Here is a 26,172-nt window from a genome sequence, read left to right as displayed (position 1 = left end):
CGAGAATGGGTAATGACGCTCTGCTGGTCCTGGACAAGGTCTGCAAGTCCTTCGGCCCGGTACAGGTGATCGACGAGGTCACCGTCGAGGTGCACGCGGGCAAGGTCTCCGTGCTGCTCGGCGAGAACGGCGCAGGCAAGTCCACGCTGATCAAGATGATCGCCGGCGTGCACGAGCCGGATGCCGGCCGGATCCTGATGGACGGCAAGGCCGTGAAGATCCCCAACACCAAGGCCTCCGAAGCCCTGGGCATCGCTACCATCCACCAGGAACTGAACCTGGTGCCGTCGATGACCATTGCCGAGAACATCACCCTGGGCCGCGTGCCGCGCAAGTTCGGCATCATCAACCGCCGCGCCATGCGCCAGATCGCCCGCGACGCGATGGACAAGCTCGGGCTGAAGCTGGATGTGGATACGCCGGTGGGCGAGCTGGGCCTGGCCCAGCAGCAGCTGGTGGAAATCGCCAAGGCCCTGAGCCTGGACGCCCGCGTGCTGATCCTCGACGAGCCCACCGCGGCCTTGACCAAATCTGAAATTGCGCACCTGTTCTCGGTGGTCAACACGTTGAAGGCGCAGGGAGTCGGCATGGTGTTCATCAGCCACCACCTCGATGAGATCGCCGAAATCGGCGACTTCGTGAACGTTTTGCGCGATGGCAAGTTCATCGCCACCGTCCCGGCCGACACCGAGGAGAACGAACTGGTCAGGCTCATGGTCGGCCGCGACATCGACGCCCAGTTCCCGCGCGTGGCCACCGAGCCGGGAGAGCAGCCGCTGCTGAGCGTGAAGAACCTGTCCGACGGCATGCTCAAGGACATCTCGCTGGAGGTCCGCCCCGGCGAAGTAGTGGCCCTGGCCGGCCTGATGGGTGCCGGGCGCACCGAGCTGATCCGCGCGATCGCCGGAGCGGACAAGTACTCCAGCGGCAGCGTGGCGGTGAACGGCAAGAAGCTGGCCAGCTTCGACGTCGCGGCAGCCACCCGCGCCGGCATCGGCCATGTGCCCGAGGACCGCAAGACCCAGGGCCTGGTGCTGGATGCCTCGGTGGCCGAGAACATCGGCTACGCCACGATGGCTTCCACCGCTAAGAGCGGCCTGGTCGACCGCAAGGGCCAGAAAGCCCGCGCGCAGCAGGTCGCCGAACGCCTGCGCATCCGCATGGGCAGCATCGATGCGCCCATCCGCTCGCTCTCGGGCGGCAACCAGCAGAAGGCGGTCTTCGGCCGCTGGTTCACCGCAGGAGCCAAGGTGCTGCTGCTCGACGAGCCGACCCGCGGCGTGGACGTGGGCGCGAAGGTCGAAATCTATGAACTGATCAATGAGATCACCGCCTCCGGAGGCTGCGTCTTGATGGCCTCCAGCGAACTGCCCGAAGTGCTGGGCATGTCCGACCGCGTCCTGGTGATGAGCCAGGGACGCATCGCCGGGGAACTGGCTACCGAAGAAGCCACCCAGGACGCCATCATGTCCCTGGCCGTCAGCAATGTGCACCGCGAAGAAGAAATGGGAACCAAGTAATGAGCAGCGTAGCTACAGCCCCGAAGAAGGGGTTCGACTTCAAGGCATTCCTTGCCAATAACGGAGCCTTGGTGGGCCTGGTCATCCTGTGCCTGGCCCTGTTCATCGCCACCCCGCGCTTCTTGACCGGGCCGAACCTGCTGAACATCGGCATCCAGGTCTCCACCATCGCGGTGATGGCCTTCGGCATGACCTTCGTGATCGTCGCTGCCGGCATCGACCTGTCCGTCGGCTCTGTGGCCGCGCTCTCGGCGATGGGCTCCTCCTACGCGATCACCACCGCCGGGCTGCCCGACGGGCTGTCCATCCCGATCGGCCTGGCCGTGGGCGCGCTGTGCGGCTGGGTCACCGGCGCGATGAGCGCCTACGGCAAGCTGCCCACCTTCATCGCCTCGCTGGCGATGCTCACCGTGGTGCGCGGGCTGACCCTGGTGATCTCCGACGGCCGTCCGATCTCCACCAGCTCCTCGGTATCCTGGTTGGGCGATGACCTCGGGCCGATCCCGATGCCGATCGTGATCCTCGTGGTCTCCGGCCTGCTGGCAGCCTTCGTGCTCAACCGCACCGTCATCGGCAAGAACGCCTTCGCAGTCGGCGGCAACACCGAAGCCGCGCGGCTCTCCGGCATCCCGGTCAAGCGCGTGCTGGTCACCGTATTCGTGATTTCCGGCGTGTTCGCCGCGCTGTCGGGCATGATCCTGGCCGGACGCCTGGACTCGGCCCAGCCGACCTTGGCCTCCGGCTACGAGCTGGATGCCATCGCCGCAGTGGTGATTGGCGGCGCCTCGCTCTCCGGCGGCGTCGGCCGCATCTCCGGCACGCTGATCGGTGCGCTGGTGCTGGCAGTGATCCGCAACGGCCTGAACCTGCTCTCGGTCTCCGCGTTCTGGCAGCAGGTAGTCATTGGCGCCGTGATCGCGATCGCCGTCGGCTTCGACGTGCTGCGCCGCAAGAACGTCAAGCACTAGATTTTCCACCCCGAACCCAATAATCCAACAGCAGTTCAAAGGAGAACCCCCATGAAGAACATCGTGCGCAAGACCGCAGCCGTCACCGTCGGCCTGGCCCTGGTGCTGGGCACCGCCGCCTGCAACCGCGGCACCGAAGCCGAAGCCGGCTCGGCCACCTTGGCAGTGTCCACCCTGAACAACCCGTTCTTCGTCGACCTGCGCGATGGCGCCGAAGCCGAGGCCGAAGCCCAGGGCATCGACCTGTCGGTGGTCGACGCGCAGAACGACTCCGCAACCCAGGCCAACCAGCTGGCCACCGCCGCAACCAACGGTTCCGCCGGCCTGATCATCAACGCCGTGGACACCGAAACCGCCGAAGCCGGCCTGGCCCCGGTTGTCGAGGCCGGCCTGCCAATCGTTGCCGTGGACCGCGCCGTAGGCGACACCAAGATCGCTTCCTTCGTGGCGTCGGACAACGTGGCCGGCGGCGAGCAGGCAGCCAAGGCGCTGGCCGAGTCGCTGGACGGCAAGGGCAAGATCATCGTGCTCGAAGGCGTTCCCGGCGCTTCGGCAACCAACGAGCGCGGCGAAGGGTTCGACAAGGGCCTGGCCGAGTACAAGGACATCGAGGTCGTCTCCTCGCAGACCGCCAACTTCGACCGTGCCGAGGCATTGGACGTGGTCACTAACCTGATGCAGGCCAACCCGGATGCCACCGGCATCCTGGCGATGAACGACGAAATGGCTTTGGGCGCCATCCAGGCGCTGGGCGACAAGGCCGGCAAGGACGTCAAGGTGGTCGGCTTCGACGGCACCGAAGATGGCTTCAAGGCCGTCGAGGACGGCACCCTGGTTGCCACCATCGCGCAGAACCCTGCCGAGCTGGGCAAGCAGTCGGTGCAGATCCTGGCCAAGGCCATCAAGGGCGAGGAAGTCGAAGCCAACGTGCAGGTTGCCGTTGATACCGTCGACGAGAAGAACATCGCCGAGTACGCAGGCGAGTAATCTGCTCAATAGCAGGCATCAAGCAGGACACCGGCACCCATCGGCCGCCGGGCAACGAGAACCAGGGGAATAACCATGCAGCAGCACATCCAGGTCACCATTGTGGGCTCAAGCAACGTGGACATCACCGCGTTGATGGCCCGCCTGCCCGGCCCGGGCGAAACCGTGCTGGCAGATTCCTACCAGCTCTCGCCCGGCGGCAAGGGTGCCAACCAGGCACTGGCCGCGGCCCTGGCCGGCGCCATCACCGAATTCATCGGCGCGGTCGGCAACGACTCGCACGCCGGCATCGCTTTGGGACAGCTTGAGGAAGCCGGCGTCAAGCTGGATCGCGTCACCCGCGCCAGCGAGCCGACCGGCGTCGCCATCATCCAGGTGGACTCCGCTGCGGAGAACTCCATCGCCGTGGTCTCCGGAGCCAACTCGACGGTCACCGGTGAGGCAGTGCAGGCCGCCGGGAGCATCGAGGGCATCCTGGTGCTGCAGGGGGAAATCCCTGCCTCGGGCATCAAGGCAGCCATGGATGCCGCCACCGACCGCATCGTGCTCAACCTGGCGCCGGTGATCGAATTGGACCGCGAGTACCTGCTCAAGGCCAACCCGCTGGTGGTCAACGAGCATGAGGCAGAGGCAGTGCTGCAGCAGCTGAACCCGCAGCTGAACCTGGAATTCGCGGGCAAGTATGAGCGCCTCGCCGGGTTGCTGGTGGACGAAGGCATCGACAGCGTGGTGATCACCCTCGGCGCCAACGGCTGCCTGGTCGCCGACCGCGCCCCCTTGGAAAACGGCGGAGCGCAGGTTCGCGCGCTGCCCGCGGTAAAGGTCAAGGCCGTGGACACCACCGGTGCCGGCGACGCGTTCACCGGTGCGCTGGCCGCCCGCCTGGCCAATGGGGACGACTTGGCGCAGGCAGCGGAATTCGCCGGCAAGTTCGCGGCCCTGACGGTGCAGGCCCACGGAGCCCAGGCTTCCTACCCGCGTTCCCTGCAGAACCTCTAAGCCCCCTTATTCGAGCAAGACCTTAAGGAAGCCTCTGTGCTGAAATCCGAAATTCTCAACGCTCCGTTGCTGGCCGCCTTGGCCACCTGCGGGCACACTGACACCGTGGTGATCGCTGACTGCGGACTGCCGCTTCCGCACGGCCCGCAGGTCATCGACCTGGCCCTGGTCCAGGGGGTGCTCAGCTTCGAGCAGGTGCTCGATGTCCTGGCCCGAAACCTGGTGATCGAGAACAGCACCTTGGCATCTGAAGCAGAGAATGGCCCCGTGCAGGAACTGTGCCGCACCAAGGGCCTGGATCCCCAGTTCATCTCCCATGAAGAGCTCAAGGCACAGCTGCCCCAGGCCAAGGTCATCGTGCGCACCGGCGAGGCGACCCCGTACGCCAACGTGATCCTGCACTGCGGTGTAGCTTTCTGACCAGCCAGCCGTGAGCCGGTGCCCGCCGCAAGTGCGGGCGCCGGCTTTCGCGTCCCAGCGGCTGCCTAGAATGGGATTATGGAGCACAGGAACCAGTCCGGAGAAAATGGCGAGCTGTTTTCCCGGATCGCGCCGGAAGCCGGGCTGCTGCTCGGAGCCGGCCGCGCCATCCTGCTCCAGTTGGCCCACCCGCAGATCGGACGGGCTATTGCCGAGCACTCGGGCTTCGCGGCCAACCCGCTGAGCCGCCTGGTCCATACCCTCGGGTACATCTATGCGCTGAGCAACGGCACGGCACCACAGCAGCGAACCATCATCGATTACGTCAACGCGGCGCATCGGCCCGTGCGCGGAACGCGCTCGAAGGGCATGCCCGCCTATTCAGCGCTGGATCCGAAGCTGCAATTGTGGGTAGCGGCCACCCTCTATGATTCGGCACGGACCATTGCCGGCCAGATCCTGGAAGAAAGCAAGAACGAGCAGGAAGAGCTCTACTCGCAGTACGCGCGGCTCGGCGATGCCTTGCAGATGCCGGGAGATTACTGGCCCAGGAACCTGAGCCGATTCGATGAATACTTTGCGCAGAACCTCGCCACGCTGCACGTCACCGAGCAGACCCGGGCGCTGGCCCGCGAGCTTTTCGAAGCCCGCAACGCTCCGTGGTGGATCCGGATGGGCATGCCGCTGATGCGGGATGTGACCATCGCGCAGCTGCCGGCCTCGGTGCGCGAGGACTTCGGCTATCGCCTCACCGGTACGGCCGCGAAGCGCAACGCCCGGGTGATCGCTGTTGCCAGGGTGGCCACGCGGATTCTGCCGCGGTTCATCCGGCATGCCCCGATGCGCCTGGTCTTGCGACGGGTCGAGAAAATGGCCCGTGCCGGCGGAAACTCACGTCCCTGACTTGTCCTGTGCATGGTCCGGGATCAGGATCCGTGGCAGCGCCAAGAGCAGGAACAAGGCCACCAGGATCAGCGGCCCGCCGACCCACGCCCCGATCTGCCAGCCGAAAAGAACTTGCAGCACAAACCAGACGCAGCCCGAGACCAGCAGTCCCACGCCAATGCCCACGATCTTGACGATGACATGTCCCAGATTGACCGTCTGCTGCTTCAGCCGCTGGCCGAAGAAATAGCGGTGCACTGCCACGGGCGTGATCAGCAGCAGAATCAGCAAGGTGGCAGCGACCAGCAGGATGATGTAGACGATTTCGTCGGTGCGGCTGAGCATCTCGAATCGTGCCTGGAACGGCAGCACCACGAGGAAAGCTGCAAGGATCTGCACACCGGTTTGCATTACGCGCATCTCCTGCAGCAGCTCATTCCATTGCCGGTGCGGTGCGCCATCGCTGGTATCGGGGTGGGAACGCCCGGTCATAACTGTTCTCCTTGGCCTCAATCCGTCGGCTGGCTGAACTTGCCGACCCAAAATGACTATGCCAAGCAAAGCCGTTGCGGGCAAGAGGCTATTAATCCACCGAGCCAAACTGTAGGCCGCGGCCAGTACATTGGGGAGCCCAGCCAGACTTGAACATTGGAGGACAAGATGGAAATCGAGAGCTCCGCTGGAAGCAGTTTCGACGTGTGGTCGATGCCCAGCCGCGGCTTGGCCTGGTGCGATTGCGGCAAAGGCCATGAACTCACGGAAAGCATCGTGTACCGGGCCTTCGGTGAAGCCGGATACGAACCAAGCAGGCCGCTGACGCACGAGCAGCTGGTCGACCTGATTGCCCAGGTGTGGCACTACTCGGAAGTCTGCCGGTTCTTCCACTTGGCAGTCGAACAGGCGGCAACGCGCATCCATGGCAAAGTCGATGCGTACTACCCGCTGGACCACAGCATCGACATCGTTGGGTTATTCTCGAAAACCTGGCAAGGCTGCCCGGATGCGGCCTGCCAGGCCGAAGGGTGAGCCAGCGGCCGGCGAATTGAGCCGAGCGTGCACGTGCGCATAGTGTGGGGAAGATGAACAGCTTTGCATCCTCCCGGGCCCCTGCCGAGCACGACGGATTCATCCATGTGCGGGGCGCCAATGAGAACAACCTGGACAATGTCGAGGTGCGTATCCCGCGCGATGCCATTGTCGCCTTCACCGGGGTTTCAGGTTCCGGGAAATCCTCCCTGGCCTTCGGCACGATCTTCGCCGAATCCCAGCGCCGGTTCCTGGAGTCCGTGGCGCCCTACGCCCGAAGGCTCATCGCCCAGGGGCACACGCCCAAGGTGGAATTCATCTCCGGACTTCCACCGGCCGTGGCCCTGCAGCAACGGCGTGGCTCCGCCAGTTCGCGGTCCACGGTCGGAACCCTGACCACGCTGTCCAACTCGGTGCGCATGCTGTTCTCGCGCGCCGGCGACTACCCCGACGGGGCAGCACGCCTGGATTCGGACGCCTTTTCCACCAACACCGCAGCGGGTGCCTGCACGCACTGCCACGGTGCGGGGACGGTGCATTCGGTCAGCGAGGCCTCGCTGGTACCAGATCCCTCACTGAGCATCAGGGACGGGGCCATTGCCGCCTGGCCGGGGGCCTGGCAGGGCAAGAACTTGCGGGACATCACCACGCACCTTGGCTACGACATCGACGTCCCGTTCCAGCAGCTGCCCGCTGAGGCACGACAGTGGCTGCTGTTCACCGAGGAACAGCCCGTAGTGGAAGTGACCCCGGAACGCGACCGCGTGGCCAAACCCTACAAGGGACGGTTCTGGAGCGCCGAACGCTATGTCCGGCACACGGTCGCAACCTCTAAAAGCGAAAACTTGCGCACCAAAGCGCTGGCGTTCATGCATTCGCAGGATTGCCCGGAATGCTCGGGGACGGGCTTCCGCCCCGACGCCCTGCAGGTCACCTTTGGCGGCCTGGATATTGCGCAATTCAACCGCAAGCCGCTCAGTTCGCTGGCCGGGCTCTTGCGCCCCTTCGCAGCCGAGGCCGGGACTGAAGCGCAGGCCGAAGTAGTGAGCACCATCAGCGCCGACCTGCTGGGCAGGGTCGAAGTGCTGGTGGAGCTCGGGCTGGGCTACCTGAGCCTGGACCGTGGCACGCCGACGCTGTCGCCGGGGGAGATGCAGCGCTTGCGTATTGCCACCCAGCTGCGCGCAGGCTTGTTCGGTGTCATCTACGTGCTCGATGAGCCATCTGCAGGGCTGCACCCGGCCGATGTGCAGCCGCTGATCGAGGTGCTCGATGCGCTCAAGGCCGAAGGCAACTCGGTGTTCGTGGTGGAGCACAACATGGATGTGGTCTGCCGTGCGCAGTGGATTGTCGACGTCGGGCCGGGTGCGGGCAGCAACGGCGGGCAGGTGCTCTACAGCGGAGAAGTCGCCGGCCTATCCGAAATCGAAGCATCCGTGACCCGGCGTTTCCTAGATCCGGGGCCGGCGCCGCGGCGCGAGCAGCGTGAACCCGGTGGATGGGTGCGCCTTCGCGGAGTGGAACTGCACAACCTTGCGGGAGTGGATGCGGCGTTCCCGCTGGGAGTCTTCTGTTCGGTCACCGGTGTGTCCGGCTCCGGAAAGTCCAGCCTGGTCTGCGGGGCCCTGGCCCAGGCTGCGGGCGGCCCAGTGGCCGAAGCGGAAGAGCTTGAGGTGGCAACTGAACGCGCGGTGATCGCCGAGGTGACCGGGGCACAGCAGCTCAGCCGGGTGGTGCTGATGGACCAGAAACCCATCGGACGCACCCCGAGATCCAATGTCGCCACCTACACGGGCCTGTTCGATGCGGTCCGCAAGGCGTTTTCCGAACTGCCGCTGTCCAGGGAACGCGGCTACAGTGCTGGCCGGTTCTCCTTCAATGTCGCCGGCGGACGCTGCGAAACCTGCCAAGGCGAAGGCTATCTGGAAATCGAATTGCTCTTCCTGCCCGGGACCTATGGGCCATGCCCAGAATGCCACGGAGCCCGATACAACGAGCAGACCCTTGAGGTCGAGTACCGGGGCAAGAACATTGCCCAGATCCTTGAGCTGGATGTGAGCGAAGCCGAGGAATTCCTCTCCGGGATTCCTGCGGCGGCTCGGGCGCTGGCTACCCTGCGCGAAGTCGGCCTCGGCTACCTGCAGCTAGGCCAGCCAGCTACCGAAATGTCAGGGGGCGAGGCCCAGCGCATCAAGCTGGCCACTGAGCTGCAGCGGCAGCGCCGTGGGCACACGCTCTACCTGCTCGATGAACCGACCACCGGTTTGCACCCTGCCGACGTGCAGCTGCTGGTATCGCAGCTGCAGCAGCTCGTCGACCAAGGCAACACCGTTATCGTGGTGGAGCACCAGATGGATGTGGTGGCCGCCAGCGACTGGGTGATTGACATGGGACCTGCCGGCGGAGATGGCGGCGGGCGCATTGTTGCCGAGGGGACCCCGACGCAGGTGGCGCACAACAAGGCCAGCCGGACTGCGCAATATCTTGCGCGCCGGCTGGCCTTGTGAAGCTGGATTACTTGCTGTTCAGCAGTGCGTGCGGCGGGGTCTGCACCCCGTCGGCCACTGCCTCGGCAGGGTCATCACCCAGGTGGATGATCCGGTTATCGGCATCCACATGCACCACGCTGGGCATGTAGCTGCGCGCCTCGGCATCTTCCATCTGCGCGTAGCTGATCAGGATGACCAGATCCCCCGGGTGCACCAGGTGCGCGGCCGCGCCGTTGATGCCGATAACCCCGCTGCCAGGCTCGCCGGCAATGGTGTAGGTTTCCAGACGTGCGCCGTTGGTGATGTCGACGATGCTGACCAGTTCACCGGGCAGGATATCCGAGGCTTCGAGCAGCTCGGAGTCAACGGTGACCGAGCCTACGTAGTGCAGGTCAGCCTGGGTGACAGTCGCCCGGTGGATCTTGGACTTGAACATGGTGCGTTGCATTAGATGATTCTTTCACGCGAGGTAAGTGGTTTCCCGGTATCCAAGTTTACGCCCCTTGCCCGCAGATGCCCCAGCAATGTCCGGCACCCCACATAGTGGCCCCCGAACAGCTACTTCGCCAGATGGGGTTCCAGCACGCGATGCACTTCGCCGGTAGCCAGCAATTCGCAGGCCGCTTCCAGCTCGGCAGAGAGGAAACGATCTTCGCCTGGACCTGCGACCTTGGTGCGCAGCAGCTCCAGCACGGCACCGGTGGCCGGCCCCGGCTGCAATGGCTTGCGCAGGTCCAGCGCACGGCCGGCAATCAGCATTTCAATGGCGAGGATGCGGCGCAGGTTGCCCACCGCGGTGCGCAATTTGCGGGCCGCATGCCAGCCCAGGGAAACATGGTCCTCCTGCATTGCCGATGACGGGATGGAATCCACGCTCGCCGGTACGGCCAAGCGCTTATTCTCGGCAACCAATCCCGCCTGGGTGTACTGGGCGATCATCATGCCCGAGTCCACGCCCGGGTCATCAGCCAGGAAAGCCGGCAGGTCGCGGGACCGGGCAGGGTCGAGCATGCGGTCGGTGCGGCGTTCGGCGATGGAGCCCAGATCGGCAACCGCGATGGCCAGGAAGTCCAGGACATAGGCGACCGGAGCGCCATGGAAGTTGCCGTTGGAGGTGACCTCGCCCGAAGGCAGCACGACTGGGTTGTCGATGGCCGCCGCCAGTTCGCGGGTGGCAACCAGGCGTGCGTGGGCGATGGTGTCGCGCACGGCGCCGGTCACCTGCGGGGAGCAGCGCAGCGAGTAGGCATCCTGCACCCGGCCATCGCCTTCGCAGTGCGAGGCGACAATGGGGGAACCGGAAAGGAAGTTGTACATGTTCGCCGCGCTGCGGCCCTGTCCCGGGTGCGGGCGCAGCGGCTCGTGCAGTTCGGCGCGGAAGACCTGGTCGGTGCCCATCTGGGCTTCGACGCTCATGGCGGCGGTGGCATCGGCAATGTCTGCGAGCTCTTCGAGATCCGCCAACGCCATCAGCAGCTGGCCGAGCATGCCGTCCGTGCCGTTGACCAGCGCCAGGCCTTCCTTCTCCGCCAGTTCCACAGGTTCCAGTCCTGCCTCTGCGAGGAGTTCCGGCACGGGGCGCTGCACGCCCTCGCGGTCGGTGGCTTCGCCTTCGCCCATCAGCACCAGGGCACAGTGGGAGAGCGGGGCAAGGTCGCCCGAGCAGCCCAGCGAACCGTATTCACGCACTACCGGGGTGATGCCGGCGTTGAGCAGTCCAACCATGGTCTCCAGCACGACCGGGCGTACGCCGGTGCGGCCGGAGGCCAGGGTCTTGGCGCGCAGGAACATCAGCGCACGCACCACTTCTCGCTCCACCGGTTCTCCCATGCCGGCTGCGTGCGAGCGGATCAGCGAACGCTGCAGCTTCGCGCGGTCCTCGGGCGCGATATGGCGGGTAGCCAAGGCGCCGAAACCGGTGGAAATGCCATAGACCGGGGTGTCGGCCGAGGCGAGGGCATCGATGTGGGCGCGAACCGTGGCCAGTTCTTCGAAGACCTGTGGCGCGATGCGGATCTGCGCGTTGTGCCGGGCTACCGCAATCACGTCATCGGCGGTTGCTCCAGTAAGGTCCAGGGTGACGAGTGGGGAAGCAGTCATGATGTTCAATCCGTTCTCTGCGCTGCAATGAGGTCTCTAATTCCCATTGTTCGGCAGAACGGGATGGCACGGCATCGATAATCGGGTCATCTGTCCGAAATGCCAGACAGCGCCACGGAGGCAGAAGGGAACGGACCGCAATTGGCATGCCAATCGCGGTCCGTTGAAAATTCCGGGTTCTAGAAGGTGATGCCTTCGAAGGCGTCCTCGCCGAACTTGTTCGACGAACCGTTGTCAGTGAACCTGGCGTTCTCGTTGAGGGATGCGGCCGAATTGCCGATGCCGCTAAAAGCTACCTGCTTGATGTTTTTGACCGCTGCGATATTTCCGTTGCCGCTTAGCTCGAGGTTCGTGATGTGCGGAGCGACGATCATGTTTCCGTCTCCAGAGACGGTCACGTTTTCGCAATCACCGACGAGCTTGAGCATTTGGCCCATGTCGGCGATATCCATGCTGTCCGTGCATCTGACTTCGGTCGCTTGCGCATCGAGGAAATCATAGACGGACTGGAACGTGCTGTCCGCAGGTGATTTCGGAACATTAGGCGTGCCGGTCGCCGCGCCTTCCGAGGCCTTGGCGCTCGGGGTGACGGTACCTTCGATGGGACCAGCATTCTCCGGAGCCTTGGTCTCTTCGCTGGAGGATTCAATGCTCACGCAACCTGACAGTGCTACGGCAAGGAATCCAACCGCCAGCGGGCCAGCGAAGCGATTGGCAATTTTCGAGAACATTTACATCCTGTCAGTCGAACCGGCCAGCACATTCGGATACACGGTGCCTATATCCATTCTGCGTCGAACAGCAATTAATAACCAACGGGAGTGGCAGAGGAACGAACGAATATTCTCTAATGGTTATTGGCAGGTCCGAGACCAAACCCGAGAAGATCTGCTGGCGATTCTGCGTCGCAAAAAGAATGATCGCTTCACCACTTGCCCGGTGCAAGCAATGAAGCGATTACAAGTGCCCAACTGGAGAATGGGCCACAATTCCGCGTGGCAGGAGTGTCTGCCAAGCTGCAAGCTCCCTAGAACCCCTCTTCCTGTTCTTGGGAACCAAACTGGCTTTCATTGTTGCCGTACGCCTGGCCAGACTGGCTATCGCCTAGAGATTCCTGCCCCGGGTCGCTGCCGTAAGGCTGGCCCTCGTCCTTTCCGAGTGATTCTTGGTCGAACTCTTCATCGTGACCGTAGGATTCTCCTTGGCTTTCGCCGCCGTATGATTCCTGGCCGGATTCGTTTCCGCCTCCAAAGGACTGCTGTTCTGACGGCTGTCTTTCAAATCCGTCATTGCTTCCTGAATCGAAATCTGAATTGGACTAGCTCTCGTAGCCTTCAGATCCGTTGTTGTCGAAGTTCCCGAACTGCTCGTTTGCATCCTGCTCAGACATGTCGTCCTCCGTGGATCGGTGATTCCTGACGTGCCTAGGGCTAGGTGCCTGAAGGTGCCTGCTCAAGCTTTCCGGGAAGCTCTGAGCAGCTGGCAACCTGCAGTTAATGCAATCCCCATGCAACTTGCAGAGACAGGTCAACATCCACCAAGTTGTGCTGCGACAGGAGCTGGCTCCAGCCAATTCCGTGAATCCGCATGGCAGGCAGCATGGCTCGCGCTGGGATTGCAGGAGAATCTCGGCACGAGAGAAGAGAAAGCTGGACGTTGCCCGAAAGAAAGATCCACTCGTTCGGAATCGGGGTGCCAAGTCGATAGTGTCAAAAGCGGGACACCGAGAAAGGTCTTGCCCCAAGCGTCCATGACAACGTAAGGAGAAGCATTGGCTAATTCGAAGAATACTCCAGCGAAGAAAACCGATCGCGAGAACGCAGAGAATGGCTTCGTGGCACCGGAGGTGCTGCGCGATTCCTTGCAGACCGTGCTGGTCCAGCTGCTGGATCTGCAGTTGGTAGGCAAGCAGATCCACTGGAATGTTGTCGGTCCCAACTTCCGCGACCTGCATCAGAACCTTGACGAAATCGTTGATATCGCACGTCGCGGTTCCGACGAAATCGCCGAGCGGATGCGCGCATTGCATGCCACTCCCGATGGACTGGCGGCAACGGTCACAAAGTACACCAAGTTGGAACAACCGGTGAACACCGAAATCCTGACGACTAATGCAGTGGACATGGTTGTCAAGGCGTTGCAGACAACCGTGGGCGTCATGCGCGAGGTCCATGATCCGGTAGACGAGGCGGATCCAACTACGGCCGACATCCTGCACCAGTACATTGCGGATCTGGAACAGCAGGCATGGTTCATCAGTGCCGAAACACGCAAGCCATAGTGCCGGAAGTGATGACCAGCAATTAGATGACAATAGCTTGAGGCGCCACCTCGGTGGCGCCTCAAGCTGATTTAAAAGGGTGCTACTTCTCCTGCGCTGCCATCGGAATGCGCACTCCGCGCTCGGCGGCGACCTCGGCGGCACGTTCGTATCCGGCATCCACGTGGCGGATGACGCCCATGCCCGGATCATTGGTGAGCAGTGCTTCGAGCTTCGCGGCAGCCAGTTCGCTGCCATCAGCCAAGGAAACCTGGCCGGCGTGGATGGAACGGCCCATGCCGACGCCGCCGCCATGATGGATCGATACCCACGAGGCACCCGAGCTGGTGGCGGTCAGCGCGTTCAGCAGCGGCCAGTCGGCCACGGCATCGCTGCCGTCCTTCATGGCCTCGGTTTCGCGGTATGGCGATGCTACCGAACCCGAATCCAGGTGGTCGCGGCCGATGACGATCGGAGCGGACACCTTGCCTTCGGCCACCAGCTGATTGAACAGCAAGCCCGCCTTGTGGCGCTCGCCGTAGCCCAGCCAGCAGATTCGTGCCGGCAGGCCTTCGAATTCCACATGCTTCTCGGCGGCATCGAGCCAGCGGTGCAGGTGCTCGTTCTCCGGGAACAATTCCTTCAGCGCCTGGTCGGTGACCTTGATGTCTTCCGGATCTCCGGACAGCGCCACCCAGCGGAATGGGCCCAGCCCCTCGCAGAACAGCGGGCGGATGTAGGCCGGGACGAAGCCCGGGAATTCGAAGGCGCGGGTGAAGCCGCCCTTGCGAGCCTCGTCGCGGATCGAGTTGCCGTAGTCGAAGACCTCGGCGCCTGCCTCCTGGAACCCGACCATGGCCTCGACATGCGCGGCCATCGCGGCCTGCGACTTCTTGGTGAAGCCCACCGGATCCGCTTCGGCCTCGGCGTGCCACTGCTCCATAGTGAATTCCACCGGCAGGTAGCTCAGCGGATCGTGGGCGCTGGTCTGGTCGGTGACGATGTCGAAGGCGAATTCACCGGCTTCGTGGCGCTTGAGCAGTGCCGGGAAAACCTCCGCGGCGTTGCCGACGTAGCCAACGGACAGCGGACGTCCTTCGGACTTGGCCGCCAGCACCTTCTCCAGCGCCTTGTCCAGATCCAGCTCGACTTCGTCGAGGTAGCGCTTGGATGCACGGCGGCGCAGGCGGGTTTCATCGACGTCGACAATCAGCACGGCACCGCCATTGAGGGTTACCGCAAGCGGCTGGGCGCCGCCCATTCCGCCGCAACCGCCGGTCAGGGTCAAGGTACCGGCCAGCGTGCCGTTGAAGCGCTTCTTGGCGATCGCGGCGAAGGTCTCGTAGGTGCCCTGCAAGATGCCCTGGGTGCCAATGTAGATCCAGGAGCCGGCGGTCATCTGGCCATACATCATCAGGCCTTCTGCTTCGAGCTTGCGGAAGTGCTCCCAGTCGGCCCAGTCGCCCACGAGGTTGGAGTTGGCAATCAGCACCCGCGGCGCCCACTTGTTGGTCTTGAAGACGCCCACGGGCTTGCCGGACTGCACCAGCAGCGTTTCGTTCTCTTCCAGGTCCTTGAGCGTCTCGACAATGGCGTCGAATGCTTCCCAGGAACGGGCCGCCTTGCCGGTTCCGCCGTAGACCACGAGATCCTCGGGTCGTTCGGCGACTTCCGGATCCAAGTTGTTCATCAGCATGCGCAGTGGGGCCTCGGTGGCCCAGGATTTGGCGGTCAGTTCGGTGCCGCGCGGGGCGCGGACGACACGTGGTTCGTGGCTCATGGCAATTCCTTAAGATGTAACGTAGCTAACTGATTCCATCATTGGCCATGAGCCATGGGTTGGACACCGGAGAATCGGCAGAGCTGTCCGGTATTTCAGATTCATAGGAATTTACGGGTGCGTCCAGCTGCTAGCTGGCTCAGATCAGCGCCAGCGCGCTACGCTCGATTTCCTGCGGACTCAGCGCCTGGCTGACGGCGATCATGCTGGCTCCACGCAGGGCACCAGCCTCCCAGCTGCGCGATGTGCGGATCTGCAGATGCTGGGTCGATAGCGGGGCTCCGCGCTGGTAAACCACTTCGCGGATGCCTGCCAGCAGGTGCTCTCCGGCGGCAGAGATCCGTCCGCCCACCACGATCAGCGATGGGTTCAGCAGGCTCACGCTAGCAGCCAAAACTTCGCCCAAATCGCGCCCGGCCTGGCGTACCGCGCGGATCGCCTGGATGTTCCCCGAATTCACCAGGCCAACCACATCCATGTTGCTGTTGGCCTCGATGCCTTCTGAGCGCAGCGCGGCGGCAATCATGGGCCCGGAGGCCAGGGCTTCCAGGCAGCCTTCATTGCCGCAGTGGCAGAAGATGCCGTCGCCGCGGCGAATGCGCACGTGCCCGATATCGCCGGCGGTGCCTTGCGCCCCGCGCTGCAGCAGTCCTCCGGAGATGATGCCGGAGCCGATGCCGGTGGCCAGCTTGACGAAGATGAAGTCCTCGCTGCCGGACTCCAGCTGATCTTTCTCGCCAATGGCCATCAGGTTCACGTCATTATCCACGACAACCAGGGCATCCAGATACTGCTGGAACCAGGCAGGGATGTCGAAATCGTCCCATCCGGGCATGATCGGCGGATTGGCCGGCCGGCCGGTCTCGAAATTCACCGGTCCCGGCACGCCCATGCCGACGGCAATGACGTCTTCGCGGTCGCGGTCCAAGGAAACCAGTAATTCCTTGGCCAGATCCATGGCAGTTTGCAAGATCTCTTCAGGTCCATCGGCGAAGGAAATGGGTGTCTGGGATTGCACCAGGGGAGTGCAGGCAAGGTCGGAAAGCGCAACGCGCAGGTGGCTGGCTCCCAAATCGATGGCCAGCACCAATCGGGCGTCGGGGAGTAATGAGAGCCGTTGGGGAGGGCGACCGCCGGTGGAGGCGCCATCGGCGATCGCGCCGATCAGGCCGAGGTGGATGAGCACATCCAGACGTTCTTGAAGGGTGGAACGAGCCATGCCGGTCAGTGCGGCAAGGTCGGTGCGGCTGTGCGGGGCGCCGTCCATGAACAGTTGCAGGACCTCGCCGGCACCACTGGCGCCACGGGCGAACTGCAGGCTTTGGGGGCTCGAAGGATTGGCCATGAACCCAGTAAAACACAGCAGTGGACGAGACAGAGAAACACTTTAAAAGAATGTCGACATACTTCTATTGACTATCGACATAAGTAAAACTAGTCTCAGTGTGTGACGCACGTCATGATCATCCGGATCGCACCCACCACTTCATCCAGGAGACGCCTTTGCCTGCCCACGACCTATCAATCCAGCTGTACACGCTGCGCGAGCACATCGCAGATGACCTTAAAGCGACCCTTCAACGGGTAGCCGGCATCGGCTACACGCAGGTTGAGCCCTACAACTTCGTGGCTCGCTCCGACGAGTATGCCCAGGCGCTGACCGAGAATCAGCTCAGCGCACCCACTGCCCACGCGCCATTGCTCTCTTCGGACTACGACGAGGTCTTCGTGGCCGCAGGAAAACTCGGCATCACCACCGTTATCGATCCGTTCATCCCGGCCGAGCAGTGGCAGGATGCCAAATCCATTCGCGCCATCGCGGACAAGCTCAACGCAGCCGCCAGGCTGGGTGGCGAATACGGCATCAAGGTCGGGTACCACAACCACGACTGGGAAATCTCCAGCAAGATCAATGGCGCAACAGCACTGGAATACCTCGCCAGCCTGCTGGACCCGGACGTCGCGCTGGAAGTGGACACCTACTGGGCTGCCGTGGGCGGCGCCGATGTGCTCCAGCTGCTTGAATCACTCGCTCCCCGCGTCGTGGCCCTGCATATCAAGGACGGGCCGAAGTCGAAGAATCACAAGGAACAGGTCGCAGTCGGGAGTGGCTCCATGCCGATCGACCAGATCATCGGTGCCACCAGCGGCCTGCTGCATGTGGTGGAACTCGATGACTTCGCCGGTGATATCTTCCAGGCCGTGACCCAAAGCCGAGACTACCTGGTAACCGAAAGGAACTAGTGCAGATGGAATCCCAGAACCAGCCTATGGGCGTGGGCATTGTCGGCGCCGGCACGATCAGCGACCAGTATCTGGAGAATCTCACCGCATTCCCGGATCTCGCGGTACGATTCATCGCCGACCTCGATACCCAACGCGCAGCAAGCCAAGCGCGCAAATGGTCTGTTGAAGCCTCGGGAACCTATGCGGAATTGCTGGCCCGCGACGACATCCAGATCGTCGTGAACCTGACCATCCCGGCGGTCCATGTCGAGGTGGCGTTGCAGGCGGTAGCCGCCGGCAAGCACGTATGGGGCGAGAAGCCCTACGCGCTGGACCGCGAATCCGGGCGGCAGCTGGCTTCAGCAGCCAAGGCGGCAGGCGTCCGGGTTGCCGTGGCTCCAGACACCATCTTGGGTGCGGGCGTCCAGAGCGGCCTGCGGCAGATCGAAAGCGGCGCCATCGGCACCCCGCTCACGGGACTGGCTATCTTCCAAGGCCCGGGACCAGAATCCTGGCACCACAGCCCCGAATTCCTCTTCGCCCACGGCGCTGGACCGCTCTTCGATCTCGGCCCCTACTACCTGACCACCCTGGTGCGGGTTTTCGGCCCGGTCGCCAAGGTCGCCGCCTTGGGTTCCCAGGCCAGGGCGCAACGCGTCATCGGTGCCGGTCCGAAGGCTGGAACCAGTTTCCCGGTCCAAGTTCCAACCCACGTCTCAGCGTTGCTCTCCTTTGAATCCGGGGCCAGTGCTCAGTGCATCTTCAGCTTCGACTCAAAGCTGAAGCGTGCAGGATTCGTGGAGATCTCGGGAACAGAAGGCACCGCGCAGCTTCCGGATCCCAACGAATTCACCGGGGACACCATCCTCCATTTGGCGGACCAGGAACCGAGTGTTGTCGTAGCCCAAGGATCCCGATACGGGCGCGGCACGGGCGTTGCCGAACTGGCCCAAGCCATCCGCGAGGGCCGCAAGGAACGCGTGCCAGGCGAATTGGCGTTCCATGTCCTGGACATCATGGTCAGTGTCGCAGAAGCCATCGAGTCGGGAGCATTCGTCGAGGTGGCCTCGACCGTCGAGCCCATCGAGTTGCTGGACCCGGCCTGGGACCCTTCGGCCCCCAGCATCCTTGCCTGAATCCTGCCCTTCGCAACACCACCCGCATCTGAAAAGGAACCACCATGCCTTCACCCCATTTCACGAATAATCTAGGGCGCATCGTCGCGATCACCTCCATCGCTGCGCTCTCGCTCAGCGGCCTGGCCGGCTGCTCCGGCGCGGCTTCCGGCTCCGGGTCGGCGGAAGCCGGCGGAACCATCACCTACTGGGCTTCGAACCAGGGAAGCTCCGTCACCCAGGATGAAGAGATCCTGGGTGAATCCATCAAGCGGTTCACCGAGGAAACCGGCATCGAGGTCGAGCTGGAGGTCGTCCCCTGGGCAGACCTGTACAACCGCATCCTCACCGCCGTCTCCAGCGGCGAAGGCCCTGATGTGCTGAACATCGGGAACACCTGGGCTACCACCTTGCAGGCCAGCGGTGCCTTCGTCCCCTTTGAAGGCGAGGCGCTTGAAGCCGTGGGAGGCGCAGAAAAGTTCGTGCCCGCGGCCCTGGCTACCGGTGGCGCCGAGGGGCAGGCCCCCACCTCGTTGCCGTTGTACTCCATGGCCTACGGCTTGTACTACAACACCAAGATGTTCGAGGAGGCCGGCATTAAGCAGGCGCCGAAGACCTGGGATGAATTCCTGGCCACCGCCAAGAAGCTGACCAAGGATACCGACGACGACGGCAAGATCGACCAGTACGGCTTCGCCTTGGCCGGACAACGTACCGCCAACAATGCCCACGCTGCATTCATCCTGGGCATGCAGAACGGGGGCGAGCTGTATACGAAAGACGGCAAGCCGGACTTCACCAATGATGGCATCGTCAGTGGCGTCAACGACTGGATCCAGCTGATGGGCGAGACCGGCGTGGTCTCCAAGTCCAACGCCGAGATCAATGACGGTTCGGTGCTCCCAGGGGAAATCATGGACGGCAACGCCGCCATGTTCTTCGACCAGGCCCCCGGGAAGTCGTTCAAGGCCGCTGGCTTCGAGGACTATGCCATGGCGCCCATCCCGCTGAAGGATTCCGGGGCAACCGGGCAGGAAGCCACCCAGTCGCTGGTTGCAGGCATTAATGTCAGCGTCTTTGAGAACTCGGATAACAAGGACGCCGCCCTCGAATTCGTGAACCACTTGCTCAGCGTCGATGAGCAGAAGACGCTGAATGCCAAGTACACCTCCCTGCCATCGGTCACGGAAGCCTTTGACGACCCGGCCTTCGGCACTGATGAGCAGCAGGCCAAGAAGGAAATCCTGGCCAATAACGCGGCCCCGATGCCGCTGTTCCCCACCGAAGGCCAGATGGAATCGCTTGTCGGCGAGGCCATCGCCAAGCAGTTCGCCCGCATCGCCCAGGGCGAGGAAATCACCGAGGCGGATGTCCGCAAGGCGTTGGAAGACGCGCAGCAGCAGATGCCAGCCAGCTAGCGGGCCGACACGTTGCGCTGGCTGCGGGATCGGACTTTTTCGTGCCCCTCGCGGCCAGCTGCAACACTCGCATTCGTTTACATGAAAGGAGGCCAAATGCCGACGATCACCCAGGCACCGCCTGAAACCAGCGAACCGCTCAAGCCCCGCGACGCGTCAAAGGCAATCAAGCGCAGTTCAATCAAGCGCGACCGGTTCTTCCCCTATGCGCTCTCAGCTCCTGCGGCATTCCTGGAACTGCTGATCCATATCGTTCCGATGCTGCTCGGCGTATGGATTGCTTTCCTCTCGCTAACCCAGTTCTCCATCGCCAACTGGGTCAAGGCCCCATTTGTGGGCTTGCAGAACTTCATCACCGCGCTGGACCCCAACGGTCCCATCGGTTCGCAATTCTTCGATGCGCTGGGCCGGACCTTCCTCTTCACCGTCCTGGTCGTGGCGATCGCCTGGAGCCTGGGCATTTTCGCAGCGGTGCTGCTGGCCTCCAAATTCCGCGGCAACGGATTCTTCCGCACCCTCTTCCTCGTGCCTTACGCACTGCCAAGCTATGTCACCACTATCGCTTGGGCGTTCATGTTCAACCAGCGTGATGGCATGGTCAACCGCTTCCTCGTCGAAGACCTCGGGATCCTGGACGAAGGTCCGTTCTGGCTGCTGGGCGGGAATTCCTTTTTCGTGATGGTGGTTGTCGCCGTCTGGCAATTCTGGCCTTTCGCCTTCCTGATGCTGCTTGCCGCCGTGCAATCCATCCCGAACGAAGTCTATGAGGCGGCATCCCTGGATGGGGCCAGCCTGTGGAAGCAGTTCACCAGCATCACCTTGCCGATGATCAAGCACGCCAACGTGGTGCTGTTGCTGATGCTCGGACTGTGGGTCTTCAACCAGTTCGATATCCCTTACCTGCTTTTCGGTCCGGTGTCGCCGGAAGAAGCAACCCTGATTTCCCCGTTGATCTACCAGCAGTCCTTCAACAACTGGAACTTCGGGGTGGGCGGCGCCTTGAGCGTCGTTCTGCTGATCGCGCTGCTGATCGTCTCAGCGTTCTACATCCGACTTGTCATGCCGAAGGAAAAGAGCATCGATGATTGAGACCCGCGGCTTCCGCATCCTGCGAGTATTCGGATTGGCCTTCATCACCCTGATTATCGTCTTGCCGCTCTACGTGGTGATCACGACCTCCATCAAGCCGCTCAAGGATGTCCGCGGCGCTTTCGAATGGATCCCGTCGGAATTCACCCTGGCCCCGTACCTGGATATCTGGACCACGGTCCCGCTGGGCAAGTACTTCGCCAACTCGATGATCGTCACCATCAGTGCGACCATCCTCTCGGTGTCCATCGCTATCCTGGCCGCCTATGCGCTCTCGCGCTTCGACTTCCGTGGCGCGCGGTCCTTCCGGCTGATCGTGCTCTCCACCCAGATGTTCCCCGGAATCCTATTCCTTCTGCCGCTGTTCCTGATCTTCACCCAACTTGAGCGTGCCGTGGGATTGCAGCTCAACGGAAGCTACCTGGGGCTGATCGTCACCTATATGACGTTCTCCCTGCCATTCTCCATCTGGATGCTCACCGGGTTCTTTGCTTCCATGCCCAAGGAATTGGAAGAAGCCGCCATGGTTGACGGACTGGGCCGGCTCGGTGCACTGGTCAAGGTGGTTCTCCCCGTGGCGCGCCCCGGCATCATCGCGGTGTCGGTGTACTGCTTCATCACTTCCTGGAGCGAAGTGCTCTTTGCAAGCGTGCTCACCAACAAGGACACCAGGACGCTGTCCATCGGTTTGCAAGCCTACGCATCGCAGACCGATGTGTACTGGAACCAGATGATGGCCGCTTCGGTGGTTGTTTCGATCCCGGTGCTTGCCGGATTCCTCTTTGCGCAACGGCACCTGGTCGCGGGCCTGTCTTCCGGCGCGGTCAAGTAAGAACAGACAAGGAAATACATGCCTCAATTGATCAGCCAACAGGCCGCACCGGCCATGCAGGAACTGAAAGTCGGCGTCATCGGCGGCGGGTTCATGGCCCGGACCCACGCCGACGCGATCCGCAGGGCAGGAGCCCAGCTCATCGGGGTGCGGTCCAACGGCGAGCAGTCCACCGCACGGGCAGCGGCGGTCCTGGGCGTTCCCGGGTTCGGCAGCGTGGAAGAGCTGCTCGAGCAGTGCGACGCCGTCCATGTCACCTCGCCCAATGCCCTGCACGCCGGACAGGCAGCCGCCGCACTGGCAGCTGGACTGTCGGTGGTCTGCGAGAAGCCGCTGGCCACCAGCGCCCGGGACGCCGGCCAGCTGGCCTTGCTGGCTTCCCGTTCCGACGCCGTGGCGTCGGTGCCGTTCGTCTACCGCTACCACCCGATGGTGCGCCAGGCCCGCGCCCATGTGCGCGAAGGCAAGCTGGGAAGGCTGCTGACCGTGCGGGGCCAGTACCTGCAGGATTGGATGCATGCTGCCAGCCACAAGAGCTGGCGGGTCGACCCAGCCTCCGGCGGTCCTTCCCGGGCCTTTGCGGATATCGGTTCGCATCTGGTGGATTTGCTGGAATTCATTGCCGGGGAGCGGATCGTCCGGCTGAACGCTGCCACCTCGGTGGCCCACCAGCGGCGAGGCACTGTGGAAGTCGCTACCGAAGATGCCGCCGCCCTGGTCGTGCAGATGGCATCGGGTGCCATCGGCACGCTGCTGGTTTCGCAGGTCAACGCCGGCCGGAAGAACGCCCTGGCCATCGAGCTGTCCGGAGACCGGTCGGCGGTGGAATTCCAGCAGGAGAAGCCGGACGAACTGTGGATCGGCGGCACCGGCATGTCCTCGACGCTCTCGCGCCAGGCGGACGGCCTGAGCCCCGATGCGGCACGCTTGTCGGTGGTGCCAGCCGGGCATCCGATGGGCTACCTCGACGCTTTCGCCGCGTTCGTGGCCGACACCTATGCAGCGATCCGCGGCGAAGCGCCCGAAGGGCTGCCGACCTTTGCCGATGGCGCCCGAGCCTGCCGGCTGACTGAAGCCGTGCTCGAATCAGCGGCAACCGGCGAATGGATCGCCACCAATGACTAGAGGAGAACCAACCATGAACACTGCGCATCCAGTTACGCTCTTCACCGGGCAGTGGGCCGATATGCCCTTCGAGGATGTTGCCCGGCTCGCCGCCGAATGGGGCTATGACGGTTTGGAAATCGCGGCCAGCGGCGACCACCTGGATCTCAAGCGGGCCGACGAGGACCCGGCCTACCTCCAATCACGGCTGGAGATCCTGGACAGGTACGGGCTGAAAGCCTGGGCGATCTCCAATCACCTGGCCGGCCAGGCCGTCTGCGATGACCCCATAGACTTCCGCCACCAGGGAATCCTGCGCGACTATGTCTGGGGCGACGGCGAGGGGGAAGGCGTGCGCCAACGGGCAGCCGAGGACATGAAGCGCTCGGCACGCGTCGCACGCAAACTCGGTGCCGACGTGGTGGTTGGCTTCACCGGCTCGAAAATCTGGCAGTACGTCGCGATGTTCCCGCCGGTTCCGGGCGAAGTCATCGACGCAGGCTACGAGGACTTCGCCAAGCGCTGGCATCCGATCATGGACGAATTCGATGAGCAGGGCGTGAAATTCGCGCTGGAGGTGCACCCGTCCGAGATCGCCTACGACCACTGGACCACCGTGCGCACGTTGGAAGCCATCGGCCGACGCGAGGCGTTCGGGCTGAACTGGGACCCGAGCCACATGTTCTGGCAGGGCATCGATCCGGTCGCATTCATCACCGACTTCGCCGATCGCATCTACCATGTGGATTGCAAGGACACCCGGATGCATCGGCCCAACGGGCGCAACGGCATCCTGGGCTCCCATCTGCCGTGGGGCGATCCCCGCCGGCGTTGGGATTTCGTCTCCACCGGCCATGGAGACATCAACTGGGACGATGCGTTCCGCGCCCTGGATTTCCATGGGTACACCGGCCCAATCTCCATCGAGTGGGAAGATGCGGGCATGGACCGCTTGCATGGAGCGGGCCAGGCCGTGGTCTACATCCGCAACCTGCTGTACCAGCGCCCCGAATCGTCCTTCGACGCGGCATTCTCAAACCAGTAGCACAGGACTAGGCAGGACGCTTGCCCTGCACCCGCGAGGTGATCGCCGCCGCGGTGGCGCGGATCTGCACGAGCAGGGCCTCCCGCTGCTCTTCGGGGACCCGGTCAGCCAGGAAGGTGACGGCCACAGCAGCCACCGGCCAATCATTGGAGTCCCGGATTGCCACCGCCAGCGAGTGGAAATCCGGGGTGACATCCCCGCGCTCCACTGCGTAGCCGCGCTGCGTGCTCTGCTCCAGTTCGCGGCGCAATTGCGAGTAGCTGGAGATTGATGATTCGGCCACGCGCTCAGAGAAGGTGGCGGCGCTGGGGTAGAGCGCACGCACCTGCGATTTGGGCAGCGCTGCGAGAATGGCCCTGCCTGAGGCGGTCAGATGCGACGGCAGGCGGACACCCACATCGGTGACCAGCGATGGGCGGCCCTTGGCGCGTTCCTCGACGATGTAGAGCACATCCGAACCGTGCAGCACTGCCAGGTGCGCGCTTTCGCCGACCTTGTCGACCAGCTGGGCAATCAGCGGAGCACCCAGCCGGGCCAGCGGCTCCTGGCGGGTGTAGGCGCTGGACAGCTCGAACGCGGAGACCCCCAAACCGTAGGACTTGTCCTCTGGATAGTGGCTGATGAATCCGTGTTCCAGCATTACGTTCAGCAGCTGGTAGACGCTGGAGCGGGGAAGCTCCAGCAGTGTGGCGATCATCGCCGCCGGGGTAGGGGTCTTCCGGCTGGCCAGCAGCCTGAGGATCCGCAAGGTATTGTCGGCGGCTGGAACCTTGCTCCCCATGGGGCCTCCTCGGTGAATTGGGCACAATGCTCTGCTAGGGAACTCTAGCAACCTGATCTGCAGTTTTCGCCCTGCATTCAAGTCGCTCTGGGAGAATGCGCCAGCGAAACACCTTCATCCACAACGAATGAAATAAAAAGCCGCTGGGATCAGCGCCTTTTCCAGGTGCAGATCCCAGCGGTGATTTGCCAGAACCGGAAGGTGCTAGCGCGTCGTGGTGCTGAGGAACTGGTTGAGCTCGTCTAGCGTTGGCGGGTTGGCGCCGGCACGCGAAACGGTGATTCCCGCGCACACCGAAGCGATCTGCATGACCTTCTCCAGCTCCACGCTGTCCAATTCCGTGCCATCGCGCAGCGACTGGGCCAGCGAGCTGTCCAAGATGGCGTGCAGCAGCCCGGCCATGAACGCATCGCCCGCGCCAACCGTATCTTCGGTGCGCACCGAGATCGAGGGGACCATGACTTCGGTGTGCTTGGTCCGGGCCTCCGCGCCGCGGGCACCGAAGGTGATGACCGCCAGGGATGCCCCGCGATCCAGGAAGTGTGCCAGGATGCGGTCGGCATCCCAGCCCGGGTAGAGCCAGAGGGCGTCCTCGTCGCTGAGCTTGACGATATCGGCCAGTCCGGCCAGCTTCTCGATCTGCTTGACCGATTCCGCCCGGTCCTCAACCAGTTCCGCTCGCAGATTCGGATCGAAGCTCAGGATCTGGCCCGCAGGCGACGCCTCGAACGCCTCATGGATCCGGGCGGCGCTGGGGCCCTGGAACGCTGCCACGGAGCCTGAGTGGAACAATGCGGCCTGGGTTGATGCCATGCTCTGCAAGGTGCAGTTGAGCTGGAACTCGTAGTTGGCGTCTCCGGACTCGTCGAGCACCACGGTGGCGCTGGATGTCTGCGCATCGGTGTGCGATCCGGCTGCGAGCTGAACGCCAGAGGCCGCCACATGCTCGGCGATCAGCCGGCCATGCTCGTCATCGCCGATGTCCGTTTGGAGCAGGACGTCGTGGCCCAGCCGGCCCAGTCCAACAGCAACATTCATCGGAGAACCGCCGGGATGCGCCACGCCATCGACAATGTCGACCAGAGCTTCACCGGCAACCTGAATAGTAACCATGACTCCGATCCTACG

Annotated in this window: 24 protein-coding genes; 16 read left to right on the top strand and 8 right to left on the bottom strand. The window is 63.2% G+C overall.

Annotated features, from left to right (window positions below; genetic code table 11):
* Nucleotides 1–5 precede the first annotated feature (5 nt).
* The 6 genes from ANI01nite_RS07635 to ANI01nite_RS07610 all read left to right on the top strand — a co-directional run bounded on the left by ANI01nite_RS07635 (nucleotide 6) and on the right by ANI01nite_RS07610 (nucleotide 5,797).
* A complete protein-coding gene (locus ANI01nite_RS07635; protein WP_141357155.1) occupies nucleotides 6–1,520 on the top strand; it encodes a sugar ABC transporter ATP-binding protein in 1,515 nt (504 codons plus the stop codon).
* Nucleotides 1,520–2,488, top strand: coding sequence for an ABC transporter permease (locus ANI01nite_RS07630; protein WP_038990903.1), 969 nt, complete (start codon nucleotides 1,520–1,522; stop codon nucleotides 2,486–2,488). Before ANI01nite_RS07635 ends, ANI01nite_RS07630 begins: the two co-directional genes overlap by 1 nt.
* Nucleotides 2,489–2,539: 51 nt before the next feature.
* A complete protein-coding gene (locus ANI01nite_RS07625) occupies nucleotides 2,540–3,475 on the top strand; it encodes a substrate-binding domain-containing protein (RefSeq protein WP_141357153.1) in 936 nt (311 codons plus the stop codon).
* 75 nt (nucleotides 3,476–3,550) lie between these two features.
* Entirely contained in the window at nucleotides 3,551–4,474 is a 924-nt protein-coding gene (locus tag ANI01nite_RS07620) for a ribokinase (protein WP_141357151.1), read from the top strand.
* Nucleotides 4,475–4,510: 36 nt separating this feature from the next.
* Nucleotides 4,511–4,894, top strand: coding sequence for a D-ribose pyranase (gene rbsD, locus ANI01nite_RS07615; protein ID WP_141357149.1), 384 nt, complete (start codon nucleotides 4,511–4,513; stop codon nucleotides 4,892–4,894).
* A gap of 78 nt (nucleotides 4,895–4,972) precedes the next feature.
* Nucleotides 4,973–5,797, top strand: a complete 825-nt coding sequence (locus ANI01nite_RS07610; protein WP_141357147.1) for an oxygenase MpaB family protein — start codon at nucleotides 4,973–4,975, stop codon at nucleotides 5,795–5,797.
* Here ANI01nite_RS07610 and ANI01nite_RS07605 read toward each other — a convergent pair.
* Nucleotides 5,786–6,271, bottom strand: a complete 486-nt coding sequence (locus ANI01nite_RS07605; protein WP_038990906.1) for a DUF6328 family protein — start codon at nucleotides 6,269–6,271, stop codon at nucleotides 5,786–5,788. The two genes, ANI01nite_RS07610 and ANI01nite_RS07605, sit on opposite strands and share 12 nt — an antisense overlap.
* A gap of 168 nt (nucleotides 6,272–6,439) precedes the next feature.
* Between ANI01nite_RS07605 and ANI01nite_RS07600 the strand changes: the two genes are divergently transcribed.
* Together ANI01nite_RS07600 and ANI01nite_RS07595 are read left to right on the top strand one after the other, a co-directional pair.
* On the top strand, nucleotides 6,440–6,805 hold the full coding sequence (locus ANI01nite_RS07600; protein ID WP_141357145.1) for a hypothetical protein: 366 nt from the start codon (nucleotides 6,440–6,442) through the stop codon (nucleotides 6,803–6,805).
* 53 nt (nucleotides 6,806–6,858) lie between these two features.
* Complete coding sequence (locus ANI01nite_RS07595) at nucleotides 6,859–9,312, top strand: excinuclease ABC subunit UvrA (RefSeq protein ID WP_141357143.1); 2,454 nt, start codon at nucleotides 6,859–6,861, stop codon at nucleotides 9,310–9,312.
* A gap of 7 nt (nucleotides 9,313–9,319) precedes the next feature.
* On the opposite strand, the gene panD is transcribed toward ANI01nite_RS07595, so the two are convergent.
* The 3 genes from panD to ANI01nite_RS07580 form a co-directional block, all read right to left on the bottom strand.
* Nucleotides 9,320–9,742: an aspartate 1-decarboxylase gene (panD, locus tag ANI01nite_RS07590; RefSeq protein ID WP_141357141.1), complete on the bottom strand. Its 423-nt coding sequence runs from the start codon at nucleotides 9,740–9,742 to the stop codon at nucleotides 9,320–9,322.
* 110 nt (nucleotides 9,743–9,852) lie between these two features.
* Nucleotides 9,853–11,394: a histidine ammonia-lyase gene (hutH, locus tag ANI01nite_RS07585; protein ID WP_141357139.1), complete on the bottom strand. Its 1,542-nt coding sequence runs from the start codon at nucleotides 11,392–11,394 to the stop codon at nucleotides 9,853–9,855.
* 179 nt (nucleotides 11,395–11,573) lie between these two features.
* Nucleotides 11,574–12,125 (bottom strand): DUF3060 domain-containing protein, encoded by a 552-nt coding sequence (locus tag ANI01nite_RS07580; RefSeq protein ID WP_141357137.1) that lies wholly within the window; start codon nucleotides 12,123–12,125, stop codon nucleotides 11,574–11,576.
* Between the two features lie 1,040 nt (nucleotides 12,126–13,165).
* On the opposite strand from ANI01nite_RS07580, the gene ANI01nite_RS07575 reads away from it, so the two are divergent.
* Nucleotides 13,166–13,675, top strand: coding sequence for a Dps family protein (locus ANI01nite_RS07575; RefSeq protein ID WP_038990915.1), 510 nt, complete (start codon nucleotides 13,166–13,168; stop codon nucleotides 13,673–13,675).
* 82 nt (nucleotides 13,676–13,757) lie between these two features.
* Here ANI01nite_RS07575 and hutU read toward each other — a convergent pair whose 3' ends face one another.
* Both hutU and ANI01nite_RS07565 read right to left on the bottom strand, forming a co-directional pair.
* Nucleotides 13,758–15,434, bottom strand: coding sequence for a urocanate hydratase (hutU, locus tag ANI01nite_RS07570; RefSeq protein ID WP_038990917.1), 1,677 nt, complete (start codon nucleotides 15,432–15,434; stop codon nucleotides 13,758–13,760).
* 139 nt (nucleotides 15,435–15,573) lie between these two features.
* A complete protein-coding gene (locus ANI01nite_RS07565) occupies nucleotides 15,574–16,779 on the bottom strand; it encodes an ROK family transcriptional regulator (protein ID WP_073707846.1) in 1,206 nt (401 codons plus the stop codon).
* 158 nt (nucleotides 16,780–16,937) lie between these two features.
* On the opposite strand from ANI01nite_RS07565, the gene ANI01nite_RS07560 reads away from it, so the two are divergent.
* The 7 genes from ANI01nite_RS07560 to ANI01nite_RS07530 all read left to right on the top strand — a co-directional run bounded on the left by ANI01nite_RS07560 (nucleotide 16,938) and on the right by ANI01nite_RS07530 (nucleotide 24,263).
* The gene (locus ANI01nite_RS07560) at nucleotides 16,938–17,678 is read left to right on the top strand and encodes a sugar phosphate isomerase/epimerase family protein (RefSeq protein WP_141357372.1); all 741 of its coding nucleotides are present in this window, start codon (nucleotides 16,938–16,940) and stop codon (nucleotides 17,676–17,678) included.
* Nucleotides 17,679–17,683: 5 nt separating this feature from the next.
* On the top strand, nucleotides 17,684–18,796 hold the full coding sequence (locus ANI01nite_RS07555; protein WP_073707873.1) for a Gfo/Idh/MocA family protein: 1,113 nt from the start codon (nucleotides 17,684–17,686) through the stop codon (nucleotides 18,794–18,796).
* A 44-nt stretch (nucleotides 18,797–18,840) separates the two neighbouring features.
* Nucleotides 18,841–20,193: an extracellular solute-binding protein gene (locus ANI01nite_RS07550; RefSeq protein ID WP_141357135.1), complete on the top strand. Its 1,353-nt coding sequence runs from the start codon at nucleotides 18,841–18,843 to the stop codon at nucleotides 20,191–20,193.
* Nucleotides 20,194–20,289: 96 nt separating this feature from the next.
* On the top strand, nucleotides 20,290–21,282 hold the full coding sequence (locus ANI01nite_RS07545; RefSeq protein WP_121867309.1) for a carbohydrate ABC transporter permease: 993 nt from the start codon (nucleotides 20,290–20,292) through the stop codon (nucleotides 21,280–21,282).
* On the top strand, nucleotides 21,275–22,114 hold the full coding sequence (locus ANI01nite_RS07540; protein WP_073707849.1) for a carbohydrate ABC transporter permease: 840 nt from the start codon (nucleotides 21,275–21,277) through the stop codon (nucleotides 22,112–22,114). Before ANI01nite_RS07545 ends, ANI01nite_RS07540 begins: the two co-directional genes overlap by 8 nt.
* Nucleotides 22,115–22,132: 18 nt before the next feature.
* Nucleotides 22,133–23,239 carry a Gfo/Idh/MocA family protein gene (locus ANI01nite_RS07535; protein ID WP_141357133.1) on the top strand — a complete coding sequence of 369 codons (1,107 nt, stop codon included), beginning with the start codon at nucleotides 22,133–22,135 and terminating at the stop codon, nucleotides 23,237–23,239.
* Nucleotides 23,240–23,252: 13 nt separating this feature from the next.
* Nucleotides 23,253–24,263: a sugar phosphate isomerase/epimerase family protein gene (locus ANI01nite_RS07530; protein WP_121867308.1), complete on the top strand. Its 1,011-nt coding sequence runs from the start codon at nucleotides 23,253–23,255 to the stop codon at nucleotides 24,261–24,263.
* Between the two features lie 7 nt (nucleotides 24,264–24,270).
* Here the strand turns inward: ANI01nite_RS07530 and ANI01nite_RS07525 are convergent, their stop codons facing one another.
* Both ANI01nite_RS07525 and ANI01nite_RS07520 read right to left on the bottom strand, forming a co-directional pair.
* On the bottom strand, nucleotides 24,271–25,044 hold the full coding sequence (locus tag ANI01nite_RS07525; protein WP_073707852.1) for an IclR family transcriptional regulator: 774 nt from the start codon (nucleotides 25,042–25,044) through the stop codon (nucleotides 24,271–24,273).
* Nucleotides 25,045–25,248: 204 nt separating this feature from the next.
* Nucleotides 25,249–26,157 carry a carbohydrate kinase family protein gene (locus tag ANI01nite_RS07520; RefSeq protein WP_170214601.1) on the bottom strand — a complete coding sequence of 303 codons (909 nt, stop codon included), beginning with the start codon at nucleotides 26,155–26,157 and terminating at the stop codon, nucleotides 25,249–25,251.
* Nucleotides 26,158–26,172 lie beyond the last annotated feature (15 nt).

Source organism: Glutamicibacter nicotianae, assembly GCF_006539525.1.
In the GTDB taxonomy this organism is placed as follows: Bacteria; Actinomycetota; Actinomycetes; order Actinomycetales; family Micrococcaceae; genus Glutamicibacter; species Glutamicibacter nicotianae.
This window is presented reverse-complemented; position numbering and strand designations above follow the sequence as displayed.

Bases quoted from the DNA above. Each gene is read 5' to 3' on its own strand.
- ANI01nite_RS07600 (WP_141357145.1), top strand. From the start codon at position 6,440: ATGGAAATCGAGAGCTCCGCTGGAAGCAGTTTCGACGTGTGGTCGATG.
- ANI01nite_RS07550 (WP_141357135.1), top strand. From the start codon at position 18,841: ATGCCTTCACCCCATTTCACGAATAATCTAGGGCGCATCGTCGCGATC.
- ANI01nite_RS07565 (WP_073707846.1), bottom strand. From the start codon at position 16,779: ATGGCCAATCCTTCGAGCCCCCAAAGCCTGCAGTTCGCCCGTGGCGCC.
- ANI01nite_RS07610 (WP_141357147.1), top strand. From the start codon at position 4,973: ATGGAGCACAGGAACCAGTCCGGAGAAAATGGCGAGCTGTTTTCCCGG.
- ANI01nite_RS07530 (WP_121867308.1), top strand. From the start codon at position 23,253: ATGAACACTGCGCATCCAGTTACGCTCTTCACCGGGCAGTGGGCCGAT.
- hutH (WP_141357139.1), bottom strand. From the start codon at position 11,394: ATGACTGCTTCCCCACTCGTCACCCTGGACCTTACTGGAGCAACCGCC.
- panD (WP_141357141.1), bottom strand. From the start codon at position 9,742: ATGCAACGCACCATGTTCAAGTCCAAGATCCACCGGGCGACTGTCACC.
- ANI01nite_RS07625 (WP_141357153.1), top strand. From the start codon at position 2,540: ATGAAGAACATCGTGCGCAAGACCGCAGCCGTCACCGTCGGCCTGGCC.
- ANI01nite_RS07535 (WP_141357133.1), top strand. From the start codon at position 22,133: ATGCCTCAATTGATCAGCCAACAGGCCGCACCGGCCATGCAGGAACTG.
- ANI01nite_RS07630 (WP_038990903.1), top strand. From the start codon at position 1,520: ATGAGCAGCGTAGCTACAGCCCCGAAGAAGGGGTTCGACTTCAAGGCA.
- ANI01nite_RS07545 (WP_121867309.1), top strand. From the start codon at position 20,290: ATGCCGACGATCACCCAGGCACCGCCTGAAACCAGCGAACCGCTCAAG.
- ANI01nite_RS07540 (WP_073707849.1), top strand. From the start codon at position 21,275: ATGATTGAGACCCGCGGCTTCCGCATCCTGCGAGTATTCGGATTGGCC.
- ANI01nite_RS07595 (WP_141357143.1), top strand. From the start codon at position 6,859: ATGAACAGCTTTGCATCCTCCCGGGCCCCTGCCGAGCACGACGGATTC.
- ANI01nite_RS07520 (WP_170214601.1), bottom strand. From the start codon at position 26,157: ATGGTTACTATTCAGGTTGCCGGTGAAGCTCTGGTCGACATTGTCGAT.
- ANI01nite_RS07620 (WP_141357151.1), top strand. From the start codon at position 3,551: ATGCAGCAGCACATCCAGGTCACCATTGTGGGCTCAAGCAACGTGGAC.
- ANI01nite_RS07580 (WP_141357137.1), bottom strand. From the start codon at position 12,125: ATGTTCTCGAAAATTGCCAATCGCTTCGCTGGCCCGCTGGCGGTTGGA.
- ANI01nite_RS07605 (WP_038990906.1), bottom strand. From the start codon at position 6,271: ATGACCGGGCGTTCCCACCCCGATACCAGCGATGGCGCACCGCACCGG.
- ANI01nite_RS07635 (WP_141357155.1), top strand. From the start codon at position 6: ATGGGTAATGACGCTCTGCTGGTCCTGGACAAGGTCTGCAAGTCCTTC.
- hutU (WP_038990917.1), bottom strand. From the start codon at position 15,434: ATGAGCCACGAACCACGTGTCGTCCGCGCCCCGCGCGGCACCGAACTG.
- ANI01nite_RS07555 (WP_073707873.1), top strand. From the start codon at position 17,684: ATGGAATCCCAGAACCAGCCTATGGGCGTGGGCATTGTCGGCGCCGGC.
- ANI01nite_RS07525 (WP_073707852.1), bottom strand. From the start codon at position 25,044: ATGGGGAGCAAGGTTCCAGCCGCCGACAATACCTTGCGGATCCTCAGG.